Here is an 18,915-nt window from a genome sequence, read left to right on the forward strand (position 1 = left end):
GATACCGTACACTAGCGCCTTTTGTACGCAAGGCCTGGTTGATGAGCGATCTCTCCGAACACACGCCCATGATGCAGCAATACTGGAAGCTCAAGCGCGAGCATCCGGATCAGTTGCTGTTCTACCGCATGGGCGACTTCTACGAGCTGTTCTACGAGGACGCCAAGAAGGCCGCCAAGCTGCTCGACATCACCCTCACCGCCCGCGGCCAGTCGGCCGGCAAGTCGATTCCCATGGCCGGGATTCCCTTCCATTCGGTCGAGGGCTATCTGGCCAAGCTGGTCAAGCTCGGCGAGTCGGTGGCGATCTGCGAACAGATCGGCGATCCGGCCACCAGCAAGGGTCCGGTGGAGCGCCAGGTGGTGCGCATCATCACCCCCGGCACGATCAGCGACGAGGCGCTGCTCGACGAGCGCCGCGACAACCTGCTGGCCGCAGTGCTCGGTGACGAGCGCCTGTTCGGCCTGGCGGTGCTGGACATCACCAGCGGGCGCTTCAGTGTGCAGGAGATCAAGGGCTGGGAAAGTCTGCTGGCCGAACTGGAGCGTCTCAACCCGGCGGAACTGCTCTACCCCGACGACTGGCCGGCCGGTTTGCCGCTGGAGAAGCGCCGCGGCGCACACCGCCGGGCCCCCTGGGACTTCGACCGCGACAGCGCCCACAAGAGTCTCTGCCAGCAGTTCGCCACCCAGGATCTCAAAGGCTTCGGCTGCGACGGCCTGAGCCTGGCCATCGGTGCCGCCGGCTGCCTGCTGGGCTATGCCAGGGAGACCCAGCGCACCGCCCTGCCGCACCTGCGCAGCCTGCGCCACGAGCGTCTGGACGACACCGTGATTCTCGACGGCGCCAGCCGCCGCAACCTGGAGCTGGACGTCAATCTGGCCGGCGGGCGCGACAATACTCTGCAGTCGGTGATCGACCGCTGCCAGACCGCCATGGGCAGCCGCCTGCTCGGCCGCTGGCTGAACCGCCCGCTGCGCGACCGCACCGTACTGGAGGCACGCCAGGACGCCGTCGCCTGCCTGCTGGAGAGCTACCGCTTCGAGAGCCTGCAGCCGCAGCTCAAGGAGATCGGCGATGTCGAGCGGATTCTCGCCCGCATCGGCCTGCGCAACGCCCGTCCGCGCGACCTCGCTCGCCTGCGCGACGCCCTCGCCGCACTGCCGCAGCTGCAGACGGCACTGATCCCTCTGAAGGCGCCGCACCTGCAGGCCCTGGCCGGCAGCATCCGCACCTATCCGGAGCTGGCCGACCTGCTGGCCCGCGCCATCATCGACACCCCACCCGCGGTGATCCGCGACGGTGGCGTGCTCAAGCAGGGCTACGACGCCGAGCTGGACGAGCTGCTCTCCCTCAGCGAAAACGCCGGCCAGTTCCTCATGGATCTGGAGGCGCGGGAAAAGGCGCGCACCGGCCTGCCCAACCTCAAGGTCGGCTACAATCGCATCCACGGCTACTACATCGAGCTGCCGCGAGTGCAGGCCGAACAGGCGCCGGCCGACTACATCCGCCGGCAGACCCTGAAGGGCGCCGAGCGCTTCATCACCCCCGAGCTGAAGGCTTTCGAAGACAAGGCCCTGTCGGCCAAGAGCCGCGCCCTGGCGCGGGAGAAGGCGCTCTACGAGGAGCTTCTGGAAATACTCATCGCCCAGCTGGCGCCGCTACAGGACACTGCGGCCGCCCTGGCCGAACTGGACGTGCTGGCCGATCTGGCCGAACGGGCGCTGAACCTCGACCTCGATCGCCCGCGTTTCGTCGACGAGCCCTGCCTGCGCATCCGCCAGGGCCGCCATCCGGTGGTCGAGCAGGTGCTGGATACGCCCTTCGTCGCCAACGGCCTGGAACTCGACGACAGCACCCGGATGCTGGTCATCACCGGGCCGAACATGGGCGGCAAATCCACCTACATGCGCCAGACGGCGCTGATCGTGCTGCTCGCCCACATCGGCAGCTTCGTCCCGGCGCAGAGCTGCGAGCTGTCTCTGGTGGATCGCATCTTCACCCGCATCGGCTCCAGCGACGACCTGGCCGGCGGACGCTCCACCTTCATGGTGGAGATGAGCGAAACCGCCAACATCCTGCACAACGCCACCGAGCGCAGCCTGGTGCTGATGGACGAGGTCGGTCGTGGCACCAGCACCTTCGACGGCCTGTCGCTGGCCTGGGCGGCGGCCGAGCACCTGGCTGGCCTGCGCGCCTGGACCCTGTTCGCCACCCACTACTTCGAGCTGACCGCGCTGGCGGAGAGCCATCCCGTGGTGGCCAACGTGCACCTGTCAGCCACCGAGCACAACGAGCGCATCGTCTTCCTGCACCATGTGCTGCCGGGCCCGGCCAGCCAGAGCTACGGCCTGGCTGTAGCCCAGCTGGCCGGGGTGCCGGGGGCGGTGATCGCTCGCGCCCGCGAGCACCTGGCACGCCTGGAGACCACCAGCCTGCCCCACGAGGCGCCGCGCCGCGAGGTGGGAAAACCCCAGCCGCCGCTGCAGAGCGACCTGTTCGCCAGCCTGCCCCACCCGCTGCTGGAGGAACTGGCGCGCATCAGGCCGGACGAACTGAGCCCACGCCAGGCCCTGGAGCTGTTATATACATGGAAAACGCGGTTCTAACGCATACCCGAGCAAACTGCTAAAATCGCGCGCTTTCAGGGAGCGCCGGGGTCTTTAGCCTGGATTCCGGTGCCCTTTCATACAAAGCAGGGAGCTCTGCCCGGCTCCATAACTGCGCCTGAGGAGAACACTGGAATGGCCTTCGTCGTCACCGACAACTGCATCAAATGCAAGTACACCGACTGTGTTGAAGTCTGCCCGGTAGACTGTTTCTACGAAGGGCCGAACTTCCTGGTCATCCACCCGGACGAGTGCATCGACTGCGCGCTCTGCGAGCCCGAGTGCCCGGCCCAGGCGATCTTCTCCGAGGACGAAGTGCCCGAGGACATGCAGGAGTTCATCCAGCTGAACGCCGATCTGGCGGAAGTCTGGCCGAACATCACCGAGAAGAAGGAAGCCCTGTCCGACGCGGAAGACTGGGATGGCGTGAAGGGCAAGCTGCAGCACCTGGAACGCTGATCCCGCGCCGGAACGAAAAGGCCCGTCACTCGACGGGCCTTTTCATTTCCACAGCCTGCGGACCTCACGGCAAACGCATTACCTCGCTACTGGAACAAGGCGTCGCTGGACAGGCCGTTCTTCTCGAGGATTTCCCGCAGGCGCTTTAGTGCCTCGACCTGGATCTGGCGCACCCGCTCGCGGGTCAGGCCGATCTCCTGTCCCACTTCCTCCAGCGTGCAGCTCTCATGACCGCGCAGGCCGAAACGACGCACCACCACTTCCCGCTGCTTGTCGGTCAGGTCGAACAGCCACTGGTCGATGCTCTGCGACAGGTCGTCGTCCTGCAGCAGGTCGCAGGGATCGGAGGGACGATCATCGGTCAGCACGTCGAGCAGAGTCTTGTCCGAATCCGGCCCCAGCGAGACATCGACCGAGGTGACCCGCTCGTTGAGCCCGAGCATCCGCTTGACTTCGGCGACCGGCTTCTCCAGCAGATTGGCGATCTCCTCCGCCGAAGGTTCGTGATCGAGCTTCTGGGTCAGCTCGCGCGCCGCCCGCAGATAGACGTTGAGCTCCTTGACCACATGGATCGGCAGGCGAATGGTGCGGGTCTGGTTCATGATGGCCCGCTCGATGGTCTGGCGGATCCACCAGGTGGCGTAGGTCGAGAAGCGGAAGCCGCGCTCCGGATCGAACTTCTCCACCGCCCGAATCAGGCCCAGATTGCCCTCCTCGATCAGGTCGAGCAGCGACAGGCCGCGGTTGACGTAGCGCCGGGCGATCTTGACCACCAGACGCAGGTTGCTTTCGATCATCCGCTTGCGCCCGGCCGGGTCGCCCCGCTGGGCCAGCCGTGCGAAATGCACCTCTTCTGCCGGTGTCAGCAACGGCGAGAAACCGATTTCATTGAGGTAAAGCTGGGTCGCATCCAGCGCCCGACTGTAGTCGATGTATTTGTGCTGCTTCAGGTTGGCCTGCCTGGACTTCACTACGGGAAGGTCCGGCTCATCGTCCAGGACATCCTCGAGCACGATCTCCGCATCCATTAGGAGCACATCGTCTACATCAAACTCCGGCGCTTCTTTTGCTTTTATATTGAGAGCCATCGTTGTTGTCCCCTGCTATGTTCAACAACAAGCTCCGACGCCGCCATCCCATGGCTGACACCTGAGCCCTTATCTCTGACTGGGGCGGGCTGCAGCGGTTCACCGGGAAGGTAGATACTGCAGGGGATCCACAGGTTTTCCTTGGCGGCGAATCTCGAAATGGAGCTTCACCCGATCGGTGCCCGTCGATCCCATCTCGGCAATAGTCTGCCCCGCCTTGACCTGTTGTCCTTCCCGAACCAGCAGCCTGCGGTTATGACCGTAGGCACTGACATAGATGTCACTGTGTTTGATGATGATCAGCTCGCCGTAACCCCGCAACCCACCTCCGGCGTAAACAACCGATCCATCAGACGCAGCCACGACAGGCTGGCCCAATTGCCCGCCGATATCAATGCCTTTATTCAAACTACCGTTTGAGGAAAAGCGTCCCACCAAGGGACCTTCGGCTGGCCAGGCCCAGCCGGACGGCGACCGGGACGACATCGCCGGCCTGGCGTCAGGAGCCGTGGCCGCGGGTTTCGCCTGGGTCTTTCCTTCAGCCGGCTTGAGCGGGGCCGTTGCCACCGTGGGCAGCCTCGCCGAAGCGGCTGCGGGAGCGACGGTCGCTGCCGGCGCGGGCTGCCGAACCGTCTGCCCAGTGTCGCCCTGGCGCGCTGGGCCCAGCTGGATCCTCTGCCCTGGATGAATCACGTAAGGCGCAGCGATGCCATTGCGGGCCGCCAGCTCCCGCCAGTCCCAGCCGTAGCGCATGGCGATGGAGGAAATCGATTCGCCACGGCTGACCACATGCTGACCACTGGTAATGCGCGGAGTCACCGGCTGTTCCACCACCTGCTCGCTGTCCCGGGAAGAGCTGGCGCAGCCAGCCAACAGCAGGGCGAAGGCGACGCCAGCCAGCGAAAGCCGGGCAGCACAGCCATCCATCTGAAATTGAAGAACTCTGAAACTCACCCGCGCATCCTCTTTCCGATGACGTGACACTGGAATTCCGACGAACCCTGGTTACTCGGCAACACTGCCTGCCGGCTGGCGGCGGACGGCCAGCCACTCGAGAAGCAGCACCAGCCCGACGCCGGACAAGGCCAGGGAGGTGGCCAGCAACAGCTGCGGATCCTGTCCGCTGATGACGGCGAAGTCGGCCGGCAACAGGTTTTCCTGCAGCAGCGCCACAGGCTCCCCATGGCTGCCGGTCCGCCAGGTCAGCGTCTGCTTCCAGGGCCAGACCTTGTTCAGCGAGCCGATCATCAGACCGGTGAGAAAAGTCAGGGTCAGGTTGCGCATGTTCGCCAGCATCCAGCCGAGCAGGCGGGCGAAGCTGAGCAGGCCACAGGCGCAGCCTGCGGCGAACACCAGCAGCACGGACAGATCGACCCCCCTGACCGCATCGAGCACGAAGCTGTACAGCCCCATCAGCACCAGCAGGAAGCTGCCGGAAATGCCCGGCAGGATCATCGCGCAGATGGCAATGGCACCGGCGAAGAACAGGTTCAGGGGATCATGTCCCCACTGCATCGGCGCCGCCACGGTGATCCACCAGGCGAACAGCGCGCCCAGCGCGAAGCTCAACCAGCCCGGCCAACTCCAGCGGCTGATCTCGCGACCGACCAGCCAGCTCGATACCACGATCAGCCCGAAGAAGAACGACCAGACCGGAATCGGCTGATGCTCCAGCAGCCAGGTGATCAATCGCGCTAGGCTGAACACGCTACCGAGGATGCCGCTCAGGAGGACCAGCAGGAAGGTCGCATTGGCACGCTGCCAGGCTTCCACGAAGCGCCCGCGCAGCAGCAGCGGCAACGCGCCGGGCAAACGGCCGATGGAGTGCAGCAGCTCGTCATAGATACCACTGATGAAGGCGACGGTACCGCCCGAGACACCGGGCACGACATCGGCCGCCCCCATGGCGGCACCTTTGAGAAAAAGCAGCAAGGAGGATTTCACGGAGCCCATCCAGAACGGTCAGAACAAGGAACCTTGGAGCAAGGGCACGAAGCGCACGGTTTCCAGCACATGACGACGAAAGCCGTCAGCCTCGCGCACGATCAGCAGCAACTGCTGCTCGTCGCCGGAGCCTACCGGAATGACCAGACGACCGCCGGGGGCCAGCTGCTCCAGCAGTGCCAGCGGCACGTCCGGAGCGGCGGCAGTGACCATGATCCCATTGTAGGGCGCCAGCGCTGGCCAGCCTTCCCAGCCGTCGCCCCAGCGAAAGACCACATTGCGCACCTTGAGTTCGAGCAGTCGCTCCTTGGCACGCTCCTGCAGCGTCTGGATCCGCTCCACGGAGAACACCCGCTCCACCAGCTGCGCCAGCACCGCGGTCTGGTAGCCGGAACCGGTGCCGATCTCCAGCACCTTGTCCAGCGGACCGCCGGCGAGCAGCAGCTCGGTCATGCGACCGACCATGTAGGGCTGGGAAATCGTCTGGTTGTGGCCGATCGGCAGGGCGGTGTCCTCGTAGGCCCGGTGCGCCAGGGCCTCGTCGACGAACAGATGGCGCGGCGTGCGGCGGATCACCTCGAGCACCGGGGCACTGGACAGGCCCTCCTCGCAGAGGCGCTGGATCAGCCGCTCGCGGGTGCGCTGCGAGGTCATGCCGATGCCACTGTGCAACAGGTCGTCATGCCGGCGGCGCATCAGAGCAAGCCCTCCAGCCAGCCGTCAAGACCGGCGAACGCCTCGTGGAAGGTGCGGTCAAGCTGCAGCGGGGTGATCGATACATAGCCCTGCATCACGGCGTGGAAATCGGTTCCCGGACCGCCGTCCTCGACATCGCCGGCCACCGAGATCCAGTAGCCCTCCCTGCCACGCGGATTGACCATCCTGACCGGTGCCTTGGCCCGCGCCCGATGGCCGAGGCGGCACAGGCGGATGCCGCGGATGTGGTCGAGCGGCAGGTTGGGGATGTTCACGCTGAGCACGGTGCGCGGCGGCAGCTCGAGCCGCTCGTGGTGCTCGACCAGGGTGCGGGCGATGTGCGCGGCCGTCGGCAGGTTGTCCGGCTGGTGCGACAGCAGCGAGAAGGCAAAGGCCGGCCGGTTGCAGAAACGCCCCTCGATGGCAGCCGCCACGGTCCCCGAATAGAGCACGTCGTCACCCAGGTTGGCGCCCAGGTTGATGCCGGACACCACCATGTCCGGGACCGGCTCCAGCAGGCCGTTGAGCCCCAGGTGGACGCAGTCGGTGGGCGTCCCGTCGAGGGCGATGAAGCCGTTCGGCAAGGGTTGCGGGTGCAGTGGCCGATCCAGGGTCAGCGAACTGCTGACGCCACTCATGTCCTTGATGGGGGCGACGACCACACACTCGGCCATATCGGCCAGAGCGTCGTGAAGCGCGGCGATGCCGGGGGCATATACCCCATCGTCGTTGGCGATCAGAATACGCATGAAGTGTCCATAGGACCCGCCGGCAGCAGATCGACGAGCTCGCGGACCACCACAGTGGCGAAGCAGCCGGCCGGCAGGACGAATTCCAGTTGCAAGATGTCGGTAGTGGGATAATGCCACGCCAGCCGAGCGATGGGGAGGCGCAGGATGCGCCGTTCGTGCACCAGGCCCGCTTCCCCCAGCCAGTCGCACAGCGGAGCCTCTCGCCGGCCGGCAGTCTCCTCCAGTGCCTTGGCGGCCGCGCCGGCCGGAGAGTCGCCCGCCCCCCAGAGCGGTCCGGTGGGATGCAGGTCGAGCAGCGCCAGGCGTGGGTCCGCGCACTCGGCCTCTCCCGCCATGAAGAAGCTGCGGCTGTCGGTGAAAGCCAGCAGATCGCCCGGCTGCGCCCGATTCCAGCTGCCGGCCGCGACCCGCTCGGCGAGCACCCGGTTGAACAGGTAGCTGCGCGCCGCCGAGAGCAGCCGCGAGCGCAGGTTGCGCTGCCCCGGCAGCTCCCGCCGTGCGGCGAAGGCCCGGGCCTCGACGAGGTTGCCGCCGTCGTGGCCGAAGCGCTGCAGGCCGAAGTAGTTGGGCACCCCCTCGCGACGGAGTCGCTCCAGACGCGAATCCAGCGCCGGGTGATCGGCGGCGAGGCCGGTCAGGCGCAGGGTGAAACCGTTGGCCGCATGGGCGCCGCGCTGCAGTTTGCGCGAATGGCGGGTGCGCTCGAGGATGCGCAGGCTGTCGCCTTCCACGGCAGCGAGATCGGGATCGGCCTTGCCCGGCAGGTGCAGGCTGAACCACTGGCGGGTCAGCGCCTGGCGGTCCTTCAGGCCGGCATAGCTGATCGCCTTCAGCGGCATCCCGGCGGCGCGGGCGAGGCGCCGCGCCGCCTCCTCGGTATTCAGCCCGCGCTTCTCCACCCACAGCCAGAGGTGCTCGCCCTGCCCGCTCAGCGGGATGTCCAGCACCTCGTCGACCTGGAAGTCCTCCGCGCAGGCCTTGAGCACCGCCTGGCCGCAGGCTTCGCCATGGGCCCTGGGCCCGAGCAGCTCGAGCTCCGTCATAGCGGCAGCAGCAGGGCCACCGCATACACGGCGATGCCCTCCTCGCGGCCGGTGAAGCCGAGCCTCTCGGTGGTGGTGGCCTTGACGTTGACCTGGTCCGGCCCGACCTGCAGGTCCTCGGCGATCAGCGCGCGCATGCACTCGACATGCGGGGCCATCTTCGGTGCCTGGGCGACGATGGTGGCGTCGACGTTGCCGACCTGCCAGCCCTTGCCGCGTACCAGGGCCACGACATGACGCAGCAGCACGCGGCTGTCGGCCCCCTTGAACTGCGGGTCGGTATCCGGGAAGTGCCGGCCGATATCGCCCAGCGCCGCGGCGCCGAGCAGCGCGTCGCAGAGCGCATGCAGCAGCACATCACCGTCGGAATGGGCGAGCAGCCCGAAACGGTGGGGAATCCGTACCCCGCCGAGGGTGACGCAATCGCCCTCGGCGAAGCGGTGCACGTCATAGCCGTGGCCGATACGCATGATAAGAATGCCCTGAGAAGTCGGGCCGTGATTCTACAGGACTCGCAGTCCGACAGGAGGCAACCTGCGCCTACAGATTCAGCGCTGCAGCATGATGGCGCAGGTGATCGTCGATGAAGCTGGCGATGAAGTAGTAGCCATGCTCGTAGCCTGGCTGCAGGCGCAGGGTCAGCGGATGCCCGACCGCCGCCGCGGCAGCCTGCATGGCCTCGGGCCTGAGCTGCTCGACAAGGAAGCCGTCGGCATCGCCCTGGTCCACCAGGATCGGCAGGCGCTCCTCGGCTTCGGCGAGCAGCGCGCAGGTATCCCAGCCCTTCCAGCGCTCGCGATCCCCGCCCAGATAGCGACTGAAGGCCTTCTCACCCCAGGGGCAGTTGCTCGGGTTGGCGATCGGCGCGAAGGCCGACAGCGAGCGGTAGCGCCCCGGATTGCGCAGGGCGCAGACCAGCGCACCATGACCGCCCATGGAATGGCCGCTGATGCCGCGCCGCTCGTTCACCGGAAAGCCGGCCTCGACCAGTGTCGGCAGCTCGTGCACCACGTAGTCGTGCATGCGGTAATGCCGCGCCCAAGGCTCTTCGGTGGCATTCAGGTAGAAACCGGCGCCGTGGCCGAAATCCCAGGCACCGTCCGGATCGCCCGGCACCTCGGCACCGCGCGGGCTGGTATCCGGCGCGACCAGGACCAGCCCCAGTTCGGCGGCGAGCCGGTGCGCGCCGGCCTTCTGCATGAAGTTCTCGTCGGTGCAGGTCAGGCCGCTCAGCCAGTAGAGCACCGGCAGTCGACCACCCTGCTCCGCCTGCGGCGGCAGGTAGACGGCGAACACCATGTCGCAGTTCAGGCTGGCGGAGCGGTGACGGTAGCGGTTGTGCCAGCCGCCGAAGCTTTTCTGACTGGAGAGCAGTTCGAGGGTCATGGACAAATCCCAAGGTAGTCTAGCCGGGAGGGTTAGCCGCGCAGCAGCGTAACCCACCGTCGATGCCGAGAGGCATCGCCCTTGTTGGCCGGCCTGGCCGGCCTGGCGGGCCGGTTGGTGGGTTACGGCCTGCAGCCTAACCCACCCTACGCTCACGTTCGGCTTAAAAATGGATGACGGTGCGGATGCTCTTGCCTTCATGCATCAGGTCGAAGGCCTTGTTGATGTCCTCCAAGCCCATGGTGTGGGTGATGAAGGTATCCAGCGGGATCTCGCCCTTCTGCGCCTTCTCCACGTAGCTCGGCAGTTCGGTGCGCCCCTTGACGCCACCGAAGGCCGAGCCGCGCCAGACCCGACCGGTGACCAGCTGGAACGGCCGGGTACTGATCTCGGCGCCGGCCGGCGCCACGCCGATGATGGTCGACTCGCCCCAGCCCTTGTGGCAGCACTCCAGCGCCGCGCGCATCAGTTGCACGTTGCCGATGCACTCGAAGCTGTAATCCACGCCGCCGTCGGTCATCTCGACGATGACCTCCTGGATCGGCTTCTCGTGATCCTTCGGATTGACGAAGTCGGTGGCGCCCAGTTGCCTGGCGACCTCGAACTTGGCCGGGTTGATGTCGATGCCGATGATCCGCGAGGCCTTGGCCATCTTCGCGCCGATGATCGCCGCCAGACCGATGCCGCCCAGACCGAAGATGGCCACGGTGGAGCCCTCGGTGACCTTGGCGGTGTTGAGCACCGCGCCGATACCGGTAGTCACGCCGCAGCCGAGCAGGCAGACCTTCTCCAGCGGCGCGTCCTTGGGGATCCTGGCCAGGGAGATTTCCGGCAGCACGGTGTACTCGGAGAAGGTCGAGCAACCCATGTAGTGGTAGATCGGCTGGCCCTGGTAGCTGAAGCGGGTGGTACCGTCCGGCATCAGGCCCTTGCCCTGGGTGGCGCGCACCGCCTGGCACAGGTTGGTCTTGCCGGACTTGCAGAACTTGCACTCGCGGCATTCGGCGGTATACAGCGGTATCACGTGGTCACCGACCGCAAGCGAGGTGACGCCCTCGCCCACCGCCTCGACGATGCCGCCGCCCTCGTGGCCCAGGATGCACGGAAACACGCCTTCGGAGTCCTGCCCCGAGAGGGTGTAGGCATCGGTATGGCAGACGCCGGTGGCGACGATGCGTACCAGCACCTCGCCCTTCTGCGGCGGCGCCACATCCACCTCGACGACTTGCAGCGGCTGGTTCGGGCCGAAAGCGACGGCGGCACGGGATTTGATGGTCATGACAGGCAATCTCGACGCGTTGGAAAAGCAGAAGTCTAATTCAAGGGTCGGAGGGGATGACCGGTCATCGGGAAAAGATTCCCGCCAGCCCTTCCGACGAGCAGTGACTGGGCGCTCAGTCGTCCGCCCAGCGCCGGGCCAGCCACTCCAGATCCTCAGGACGGGTGATCTTCAGGTTGTCCGCACGCCCCTCGATCAGCCGCGGCGCCTGTCCGGCCCACTCCATCGCGGAGGATTCGTCGGTGATCGCCACGCCGGCCTGCAGCGCATCGCCCAGCGCCTGGTGCAACGCGCCGAGGCGGAACATCTGCGGCGTGTAGGCCTGCCAGATCACCGAGCGGTCCACGGTCTGACGCACCCGGCCATCGGCACCGGCGCGTTTCAGGGTGTCCCGCGCCGGCACCGCCAGCAGTCCGCCCACCGGGTCTTCGGCCAGCTCGGCGAGCAGCCGGTCCAGATCGGCGCGGACCAGGTTCGGGCGCGCCGCATCGTGCACCAGCACCCAGTCGGACGCCTCCGCGCCTTGTCCGGCGAGCAGCTGCAGGGCATTGAACACCGAATCGGCCCGTTCGCTGCCGCCGGCGGCTCGCAGAATGCGCCCGTCGCCCGCACAGGGCAGCAGCGGCCAGTAGGGATCGTCTGCCGCCAGGCTGACCGCCAGCCCCTTCAGGCGGGGGTGGCCGAGGAAGCAGTCGAGGGTATGTTCCAGGATGGTTCTGCCGCCGAGCGACAGATATTGCTTGGGGCGATCGGCGCGCATGCGGCTGCCGATGCCGGCCGCCGGGATCACGGCCCAGAAGAATGGCAGGTTGGAAACGTTCATTTGGTCAGCTGATAGAGGGTTTCGCCTTCCTTGACCATGCCGAGCTCATGCCGGGCGCGCTCCTCGACGGTTTCCATCCCCTTCTTCAGCTCGCGCACCTCGGCCTCGAGAATCCGGTTGCGCTCGTGCAGGCGCTCGTTCTCGCGCTGCTGTTCGGAGATCTGCCGCTTCAGATCGGTCACCTGCGCCAGGCTGCCATCGCCCACCCACAGGCGATACTGCAGACCGCCCAGCAGCAGGCCCAGCACGACGAAAAGCCAGTAGTGACTACGCAGGAATGACATGTGGATATTCCACTCTAAGGCAAGGCGCCTCGCCAGCGCTCTGTCCATGGACTTGCTCCATACGAAAAGGGGCAGCTTGCGCCGCCCCTTTTTCAAAGCATACCGCGATCAGCCGCGGAACTCGGCACGGCCCTTGTACGGAGCCTTGGCGCCCAGTTGCTCCTCGATGCGCAGCAGCTGGTTGTACTTGGATACGCGGTCGGAGCGGCACAGCGAGCCGGTCTTGATCTGCCCGGCGGCGGTGCCGACGGCCAGGTCGGCGATGGTGCTGTCTTCGGTTTCGCCGCTGCGGTGGGAGATCACCGCGGTGTAGCCGGCAGCCTTGGCCATCTGGATGGCTTCCAGGGTTTCGGTCAGCGAGCCGATCTGGTTGAACTTGATCAGGATCGAGTTGCCGATGCCCTTCTCGATGCCCTCTCTGAGGATCTTGGTGTTGGTGACGAACAGGTCGTCGCCGACCAGCTGCACCTTCTCGCCGATCTTCTCGGTCAGGCCCTTCCAGCCCGCCCAGTCGGACTCGTCCATGCCGTCCTCGATGGAGATGATCGGGTAGCGCTGGGTCAGCCCGGCCAGGTAGTCGGCAAAACCGGCGGCGTCGAATACCTTGCCTTCGCCGGCCAGGTCGTACTTGCCATCCTTGTAGAACTCGCTGGAGGCGCAGTCCAGGGCCAGGGTCACGTCAGTGCCCAGCTGGTAGCCGGCCTTCTCGACGGCCTCGGCAATGGCGGCCAGGGCATCCTCGTTGGAAGCCAGGTTCGGCGCGAAGCCGCCTTCGTCGCCCACCGCGGTGTTGAGGCCACGGGCCTTCAGCACGGCCTTGAGGTTGTGGAAGATCTCGGCACCCATGCGCAGCGCGTCGGCGAAGCTCTTGGCACCGACCGGCTGCACCATGAACTCCTGGATGTCGACGTTGTTGTCGGCATGTTCGCCGCCGTTGATGATGTTCATCATCGGCACCGGCATGGAGTAGACGCCCGGGGTGCCGTTCAGGTCGGCGATGTGCGCATAGAGCGGCACGCCCTTGTCCTTGGCGGCGGCCTTGGCGGCGGCCAGGGACACGGCGAGGATCGCGTTGGCGCCCAGACTGGCCTTGTTCTCGGTGCCATCCAGCTCGATCATCGCCTGGTCCAGCGCCTTCTGGTCAGCCGGATCCTTGCCCAGCAGCAGGTCGCGGATGGGACCGTTGACGTTGGCCACGGCCTTCAGCACACCCTTGCCCAGATAGCGCGCCTTGTCACCGTCACGCAGCTCCAGCGCCTCGCGGGAACCGGTGGAGGCACCGGACGGGGCGCAAGCACTGCCGATGATGCCATTGTCGAGAATCACGTCGGCTTCCACGGTGGGGTTGCCACGGGAGTCGAGCACTTCGCGTCCCTTGATGTCGACGATCTTTGCCATTGTTGTTCAACACTCCATAGATAGCTGCAAGCGACAGGGTTCAAGCAGTTTCGATTGGCGGGAATTTCTTGACCAGATCGTCCAGCTGCTTGAGCTGGGCGAGGAAGGGCTCGAGCTTGTCCAGACGCAGGGCGCAGGGACCGTCGCACTTGGCGTTGTCGGGGTCCGGATGGGCCTCGAGGAACAGTCCGGCCAGCCCCTGGCTGATACCAGCCTTGGCCAGGTCGGTGACCTGGGCGCGGCGGCCGCCGGCGGAGTCGGCGCGCCCGCCCGGCATCTGCAGGGCGTGGGTCACGTCGAAGAACACCGGGTACTCGAACTGCTTCATGATGCCGAAGCCGAGCATGTCGACCACCAGGTTGTTGTAGCCGAAGGAGGTGCCGCGCTCGCAGAGGATCAGTTGGTCGTTGCCGGCCTCCTCGCACTTCGCGAGGATGTGCTTCATCTCCTGCGGGGCGAGGAACTGGGCCTTCTTGATGTTGATCACCGCACCGGTTTTCGCCATGGCGACCACCAGGTCGGTCTGCCGGGAGAGAAAGGCCGGCAGCTGGAGGATGTCGCAGACTTCCGCCACCGGCGCCGCCTGATACGGCTCGTGAACGTCGGTGAGCACTGGCACGCCGAAGGTCTTCTTCACTTCCTCGAAGATCCTCATGCCCTCTTCGAGGCCAGGGCCGCGGTAGGAGGTGATCGAGGAGCGATTGGCCTTGTCGAAGCTGGCCTTGAACACGTAGGGGATGCCGAGCTTCTCGGTGACCCGCACGTATTCCTCGCAGACCTTCAGCGCCAGGTCGCGCGACTCCAGCACGTTCATCCCGCCGAACAGCACCATGGGCTTGTCGTTGGCGATCTCGATAGTGCCGACTCGAATGGTCTTCTGGGTCATGGTTCAGGCCTTCCGGGCTTTCTGCGCGAGCGCGGCGTTGACGAAGCCGCTGAACAGCGGATGGCCGTCGCGCGGAGTCGAGGTGAATTCCGGGTGGAACTGGCAGGCAACGAACCAGGGATGGTCGGCCACCTCGATCACCTCCACCAGCGCGCCGTCGCCGGAGCGGCCGGTGACCTTGAGGCCGGCCTCGGTCAGCTGCGACAACAGGTTGTTGTTGACTTCGTAGCGATGGCGGTGACGCTCGACGATCACATCCCGGCCGTAGCACTGGCGCACCTGGGAGCCACCCTCCAGCTGGCAGTCCTGGGCACCGAGACGCATGGTGCCGCCCAGGTCGGAGGACTCGGTGCGGGTTTCGGTGGCGCCGGTGGCGTCCTGCCATTCGGTGATCAGGCCGACCACCGGATGGCCGGAAGACTTGTCGAATTCCGTGGAGTTGGCATCCGCCCAGCCCAGCACGTTGCGGGCGTACTCGATCACCGCCACCTGCATGCCGAGGCAGATGCCCAGGTAGGGGATCCGGTTCTCGCGGGCATACCTGACCGCGGCGACCTTGCCCTCCACCCCGCGCAGGCCGAAGCCGCCCGGCACCAGGATGGCGTCGGCGCCTTCCAGCAGCGCAGTGCCCTGGTTCTCGATGTCTTCCGAGTCGATGTAGCGCAGGTTGACGCGGGTGCGGGTCTGGATACCGGCATGCCCCATGGCCTCGATCAGCGACTTGTAGGCATCCAGCAGCTCCATGTACTTGCCGACCATGGCGATGGTGACTTCCTTCTCCGGATGCAGCTTGGCATCGACCACGCGCTCCCATTCGGCGAGGTCGGCACCCTTGCATTCCAGACCGAAGCGCTCGACGACGATGTCGTCGAGGCCCTGGGCATGCAGCACCGAAGGGATCTTGTAGATGGTGTCGACGTCTTCCAGGGCGATCACCGCGCGCTCCTCCACGTTGGTGAAGAGCGCGATCTTGCGCCGCGAGGAGATGTCGATCGGGTGGTCGGAGCGGCAGATCAGCACATCCGGCTGCAGGCCGATGGAGCGCAGCTCCTTCACCGAGTGCTGGGTCGGCTTGGTCTTGGTCTCGCCGGCGGTGGCGATGTAGGGCACCAGAGTCAGGTGGATCAGCATCGCACGCTTGGCGCCCACTTCCAGGCGCAGCTGGCGGATCGCCTCGAGGAATGGCTGGGACTCGATGTCGCCGACGGTGCCGCCGATCTCCACCATGGCCACGTCGGCATCACCGGCACCCTTGATGATGCGCCGCTTGATCTCGTCGGTGATGTGCGGGATGACCTGGATGGTCGCGCCCAGGTAGTCGCCGCGGCGCTCCTTGCGCAGCACCTCCTCGTAGACACGACCGGTGGTGAAGTTGTTGTTGCGGGTCATGGTGGTGCGCACGAAGCGCTCGTAGTGACCCAGGTCGAGGTCGGTCTCGGCTCCGTCCTGGGTGACGAACACCTCGCCGTGCTGGAAGGGGCTCATGGTGCCCGGATCGACGTTGATGTAGGGATCCAGTTTGAGCAGGGTGACCTTCAGCCCCCGCGCCTCCAGGATAGCCGCCAAGGATGCCGATGCGATGCCTTTCCCCAATGAAGAAACAACACCGCCCGTGACGAAGATGTAGCGCGTCATGAATAACCCTAGAAGTCTGCGTTTAAGCGGCCGGCGCCGCCGGGGAAGCGAAGGAGCGATTGCGCACTGTGCGACAACAGCAAGACACTGCGGGTTCCCTGGCTGGAGCCCGCAGTGGCGATGTAAGACGGGAGCGTAGTCTACCGGAAAGGGTTTTTCAGCTCAAATTTTCGACATTTTCCGGCGGCCGCCACAACAGACTCCAGGCCCCGTCGGGCGGCCCGTCGAGGCCGGGCAGCGCGGCCACTGCAAGCAGCTCGGCGCCGCGATAGAGCAGCGGCAGACGGCCACGGACGAAGCCCGGCAGGCCACGCTCGTTGAGCAGGCGCTTGAGGTCACGATGGCCGCGCCCCGCCACGGCCAGCACCTCGCCGCCCTGCCGGTAGCGCACCTTGAGAGGACCGCCCGGCCCCCGGCCCTGCAGTTGCAGGCAGCCGTTGCCCGGCAGCGCCAGCGGCACTGTCGGTTCGATCCAGGACAGCGGCCCGACGGGCGGCTGCAGCCAGTCGCCAGCAAGCCACCAGATCCGCCCGGCACCCCGCTGCACCTCGCCCCGGGCCAGGCGCCAGACCGGTGCCGCCTCCGGCGCCGCCTTGCATAGCGCCTCCCAGCCCGCCCAGTGGTCGGTATCCGGCAGGAGCGTGAAGGGCTCCAGCCAATGGCGCAGGGCATTGCGCTGGCGCGCCGGGGACAGCCCAAGCAGCGGCGCCAGAGCCAGCGACGGCAGCCCGAGCCAGGAAAAATCACCTTCATCCCCGGCGACGGCCAGGTCCAGCCGTGCCAGATCGTCCAGCAGTTCCCGGGCTTCGGCCATGTGCGCGGCGCTGCGAGCCATGCTCCGCGTGGCCTGCGGCCAGCGCTCGGCAAGCAGCGGCAACACCCGGTGACGCAGAAAGTTGCGGGAAAAGTGCTGATCGCGGTTGGAGGGGTCCTCGACCCACCGCAACCCCTGCGCGACGGCATAGCGCTCCAGCTCGCCGCGGGAAACCTCCAGCAGGGGCCGCAGCAGCCGGCCACGACCGAGCGGACGCATACCCGGCATGGCCGCCAGACCGCGCACCCCGGCCCCGCGCAGCAGGCGGAACAGCAGGGTTTCCGCCTGATCGTCCTGGTGCTGCGCCGTCAACAGCAACTCGCCCTCCCCCAAGAGCTCAGCAAAGGCCCGGTAGCGCGCCTCACGGGCGGCGCGCTCGAGGCTGGCGCCCGCCTCGACACGAACCCGGAGAACCTGCAGGGGAACCCCCAGCCGCGCGCAGACCTGCCGGCAATGCTCCGGCCAGTCATCGGCCACGCGCTGCAGACCATGATGTACATGCAGGGCGGTCAGCGGCGGCAAGCGGTGCCGCCGGCCGAGCCGGACCAGCAGGTGCAGGAGGACGGTAGAGTCCAGCCCGCCGGAAAAGGCCAGGCGCCAGCCCGGCGTATCGCGCCAGGGAGCCAGGACGGCGAGCAGGCGAGACTCCAGGGTCATGCAAGGAAAATCACGCAAGCGTCAGCGCGGTGGACCGGAAGCCACCGCGCGGCACAGCAGCCGACCGACAGATCCCAAACGGGCCAGGCACGCCCACCCGGTTCCGCCGGTCATCGCCCATCAGACCCTGCCGTAGCTCATCAGACGCTCGTAGCGCTGCTCGAGCAGCGTGTCGCTATCCAGGCCGCGCAGGACCTCCAGCTGGGCCAGCAGCTGCTGCCGGATGCCCTCGGCGGTGGCGGCCGGATCGCGGTGGGCGCCGCCCAGGGGTTCACCGATCACCTCGTCGACGATGCCGAGATCCCGCAGGCGCGCGGCGGTAATGCCCATCGCCTCGGCGGCATCGGCAGCCTTCTCGGCGGTACGCCAGAGGATCGAGGCGCAGCCTTCCGGCGAAATCACCGCGTAGGTCGAGTACTGCAGCATGTTCAGACGGTCGCAGACGCCGATTGCCAGCGCGCCGCCGGAACCACCCTCGCCGATCACCGTGGCGATGATCGGCGTCTTCAGGCGCGCCATCACCCGCAGGTTCCAGGCGATGGCCTCGCTCTGGTTGCGCTCCTCGGCGTCGATGCCAGGATAGGCGCCGGGAGTGTCGATGAAGGTCAGGATCGGCAGCTTGAAGCGCTCGGCCATCTCCATCAGACGGCAGGCCTTGCGGTAGCCTTCGGGACGCGGCATGCCGAAGTTGCGGCGGACCTTCTCGCGCACGTCGCGGCCCTTCTGATGGCCGATGACCATCACCGGCTCGCCGTCCAGACGTGCCACGCCGCCGACGATGGCGGCGTCGTCGGTGAAGTGGCGGTCGCCGTGCAACTCCTCGAACTCGGTGAAAATGTGCTCGAGATAGTCGAGGGTGTAGGGGCGCCGCGGATGCCGCGCCAGCTGGGCGATCTGCCAGCTGGTCAGGTTGCCGAAGATGCTCGCGGTGAGCGCATGGCTCTTATCCTGGAGGCGGGAAATCTCGTCGCTGATGTTCAGCGCATTGTCATCGCCGACCAGACGCAGTTCTTCGATCTTGGCTTGCAGGTCGGCAATCGGCTGTTCGAAATCCAGAAAGTTCGGGTTCATAGGTTTCCGTCTTGAGTCGACGGCCAGGCGGCCGTTTGCTGTTCCGTTTGGCGCCCCAACCTTACGGGATCGGGCACCTGGCGTCGAGGAT

18 protein-coding genes are annotated in these 18,915 nt (G+C 66.4%); 2 read left to right on the top strand and 16 right to left on the bottom strand.

Translation table 11 applies throughout. The features are described from left to right. The first annotated feature begins 41 nt into the window (after positions 1-41). Positions 42-2,609, top strand: a complete 2,568-nt coding sequence (mutS, locus tag ACG10_RS15390; protein WP_089168876.1) for a DNA mismatch repair protein MutS — start codon at positions 42-44, stop codon at positions 2,607-2,609. A gap of 135 nt (positions 2,610-2,744) precedes the next feature. Beyond that, positions 2,745-3,068, top strand: a complete 324-nt coding sequence (fdxA, locus tag ACG10_RS15395) for a ferredoxin FdxA (RefSeq protein WP_039802689.1) — start codon at positions 2,745-2,747, stop codon at positions 3,066-3,068. An 86-nt stretch (positions 3,069-3,154) separates the two neighbouring features. Here the strand turns inward: fdxA and rpoS are convergent, their stop codons facing one another. From rpoS to ACG10_RS15475, 16 genes are all read right to left on the bottom strand, one after another. Beyond that, positions 3,155-4,156, bottom strand: a complete 1,002-nt coding sequence (rpoS, locus tag ACG10_RS15400; RefSeq protein WP_039802688.1) for an RNA polymerase sigma factor RpoS — start codon at positions 4,154-4,156, stop codon at positions 3,155-3,157. 99 nt (positions 4,157-4,255) lie between these two features. Then, a complete protein-coding gene (locus tag ACG10_RS15405; RefSeq protein WP_089168877.1) occupies positions 4,256-5,110 on the bottom strand; it encodes a peptidoglycan DD-metalloendopeptidase family protein in 855 nt (284 codons plus the stop codon). Between the two features lie 51 nt (positions 5,111-5,161). Then, positions 5,162-6,100, bottom strand: coding sequence for a DUF368 domain-containing protein (locus ACG10_RS15410; RefSeq protein ID WP_089168878.1), 939 nt, complete (start codon positions 6,098-6,100; stop codon positions 5,162-5,164). A gap of 18 nt (positions 6,101-6,118) precedes the next feature. Then, positions 6,119-6,796, bottom strand: coding sequence for a protein-L-isoaspartate(D-aspartate) O-methyltransferase (locus ACG10_RS15415; protein ID WP_089168879.1), 678 nt, complete (start codon positions 6,794-6,796; stop codon positions 6,119-6,121). Next, on the bottom strand, positions 6,796-7,545 hold the full coding sequence (gene surE / locus ACG10_RS15420; RefSeq protein ID WP_089168880.1) for a 5'/3'-nucleotidase SurE: 750 nt from the start codon (positions 7,543-7,545) through the stop codon (positions 6,796-6,798). The genes ACG10_RS15415 and surE overlap by 1 nt, the downstream gene beginning before the upstream one ends. Next, on the bottom strand, positions 7,533-8,591 hold the full coding sequence (truD, locus tag ACG10_RS15425) for a tRNA pseudouridine(13) synthase TruD (RefSeq protein WP_089168881.1): 1,059 nt from the start codon (positions 8,589-8,591) through the stop codon (positions 7,533-7,535). Before truD ends, surE begins: the two co-directional genes overlap by 13 nt. After that, a complete protein-coding gene (gene ispF, locus ACG10_RS15430; protein WP_089168882.1) occupies positions 8,588-9,061 on the bottom strand; it encodes a 2-C-methyl-D-erythritol 2,4-cyclodiphosphate synthase in 474 nt (157 codons plus the stop codon). Before ispF ends, truD begins: the two co-directional genes overlap by 4 nt. A gap of 70 nt (positions 9,062-9,131) precedes the next feature. Continuing rightward, positions 9,132-9,977, bottom strand: coding sequence for an S-formylglutathione hydrolase (gene fghA / locus ACG10_RS15435; RefSeq protein ID WP_089168883.1), 846 nt, complete (start codon positions 9,975-9,977; stop codon positions 9,132-9,134). A 163-nt stretch (positions 9,978-10,140) separates the two neighbouring features. Further along, a complete protein-coding gene (locus ACG10_RS15440; protein ID WP_089168884.1) occupies positions 10,141-11,256 on the bottom strand; it encodes an S-(hydroxymethyl)glutathione dehydrogenase/class III alcohol dehydrogenase in 1,116 nt (371 codons plus the stop codon). 115 nt (positions 11,257-11,371) lie between these two features. Then, positions 11,372-12,079: a 2-C-methyl-D-erythritol 4-phosphate cytidylyltransferase gene (gene ispD, locus ACG10_RS15445; RefSeq protein ID WP_089168885.1), complete on the bottom strand. Its 708-nt coding sequence runs from the start codon at positions 12,077-12,079 to the stop codon at positions 11,372-11,374. Further along, positions 12,076-12,363: a cell division protein FtsB gene (ftsB, locus tag ACG10_RS15450; RefSeq protein WP_089168886.1), complete on the bottom strand. Its 288-nt coding sequence runs from the start codon at positions 12,361-12,363 to the stop codon at positions 12,076-12,078. Before ftsB ends, ispD begins: the two co-directional genes overlap by 4 nt. Before the next feature lie 108 nt (positions 12,364-12,471). Then, positions 12,472-13,761 carry a phosphopyruvate hydratase gene (eno, locus tag ACG10_RS15455; protein ID WP_089168887.1) on the bottom strand — a complete coding sequence of 430 codons (1,290 nt, stop codon included), beginning with the start codon at positions 13,759-13,761 and terminating at the stop codon, positions 12,472-12,474. 40 nt (positions 13,762-13,801) lie between these two features. Continuing rightward, positions 13,802-14,647, bottom strand: a complete 846-nt coding sequence (gene kdsA, locus ACG10_RS15460; RefSeq protein WP_089168888.1) for a 3-deoxy-8-phosphooctulonate synthase — start codon at positions 14,645-14,647, stop codon at positions 13,802-13,804. Between the two features lie 3 nt (positions 14,648-14,650). Beyond that, on the bottom strand, positions 14,651-16,282 hold the full coding sequence (locus ACG10_RS15465; RefSeq protein WP_089168889.1) for a CTP synthase: 1,632 nt from the start codon (positions 16,280-16,282) through the stop codon (positions 14,651-14,653). A gap of 157 nt (positions 16,283-16,439) precedes the next feature. Further along, entirely contained in the window at positions 16,440-17,753 is a 1,314-nt protein-coding gene (gene tilS / locus ACG10_RS15470; protein ID WP_089168890.1) for a tRNA lysidine(34) synthetase TilS, read from the bottom strand. Positions 17,754-17,873: 120 nt separating this feature from the next. Then, positions 17,874-18,824: an acetyl-CoA carboxylase carboxyltransferase subunit alpha gene (locus ACG10_RS15475; protein ID WP_039802657.1), complete on the bottom strand. Its 951-nt coding sequence runs from the start codon at positions 18,822-18,824 to the stop codon at positions 17,874-17,876. Between the last annotated feature and the right edge of the window lie 91 nt (positions 18,825-18,915).

The organism is Azotobacter chroococcum (assembly GCF_002220155.1).
GTDB lineage: Bacteria > Pseudomonadota > Gammaproteobacteria > Pseudomonadales > Pseudomonadaceae > Azotobacter > Azotobacter chroococcum.

Excerpts from the sequence above, each read along its gene's own strand:
- mutS (WP_089168876.1), top strand. The coding sequence starts at position 42 with ATGAGCGATCTCTCCGAACACACGCCCATGATGCAGCAATACTGGAAG.
- fdxA (WP_039802689.1), top strand. The coding sequence starts at position 2,745 with ATGGCCTTCGTCGTCACCGACAACTGCATCAAATGCAAGTACACCGAC.
- rpoS (WP_039802688.1), bottom strand. The coding sequence starts at position 4,156 with ATGGCTCTCAATATAAAAGCAAAAGAAGCGCCGGAGTTTGATGTAGAC.
- ACG10_RS15415 (WP_089168879.1), bottom strand. The coding sequence starts at position 6,796 with ATGCGCCGCCGGCATGACGACCTGTTGCACAGTGGCATCGGCATGACC.
- surE (WP_089168880.1), bottom strand. The coding sequence starts at position 7,545 with ATGCGTATTCTGATCGCCAACGACGATGGGGTATATGCCCCCGGCATC.
- truD (WP_089168881.1), bottom strand. The coding sequence starts at position 8,591 with ATGACGGAGCTCGAGCTGCTCGGGCCCAGGGCCCATGGCGAAGCCTGC.
- ispF (WP_089168882.1), bottom strand. The coding sequence starts at position 9,061 with ATGCGTATCGGCCACGGCTATGACGTGCACCGCTTCGCCGAGGGCGAT.
- fghA (WP_089168883.1), bottom strand. The coding sequence starts at position 9,977 with ATGACCCTCGAACTGCTCTCCAGTCAGAAAAGCTTCGGCGGCTGGCAC.
- ACG10_RS15440 (WP_089168884.1), bottom strand. The coding sequence starts at position 11,256 with ATGACCATCAAATCCCGTGCCGCCGTCGCTTTCGGCCCGAACCAGCCG.
- ispD (WP_089168885.1), bottom strand. The coding sequence starts at position 12,079 with ATGAACGTTTCCAACCTGCCATTCTTCTGGGCCGTGATCCCGGCGGCC.
- ftsB (WP_089168886.1), bottom strand. The coding sequence starts at position 12,363 with ATGTCATTCCTGCGTAGTCACTACTGGCTTTTCGTCGTGCTGGGCCTG.
- eno (WP_089168887.1), bottom strand. The coding sequence starts at position 13,761 with ATGGCAAAGATCGTCGACATCAAGGGACGCGAAGTGCTCGACTCCCGT.
- kdsA (WP_089168888.1), bottom strand. The coding sequence starts at position 14,647 with ATGACCCAGAAGACCATTCGAGTCGGCACTATCGAGATCGCCAACGAC.
- ACG10_RS15465 (WP_089168889.1), bottom strand. The coding sequence starts at position 16,282 with ATGACGCGCTACATCTTCGTCACGGGCGGTGTTGTTTCTTCATTGGGG.
- tilS (WP_089168890.1), bottom strand. The coding sequence starts at position 17,753 with ATGACCCTGGAGTCTCGCCTGCTCGCCGTCCTGGCTCCCTGGCGCGAT.
- ACG10_RS15475 (WP_039802657.1), bottom strand. The coding sequence starts at position 18,824 with ATGAACCCGAACTTTCTGGATTTCGAACAGCCGATTGCCGACCTGCAA.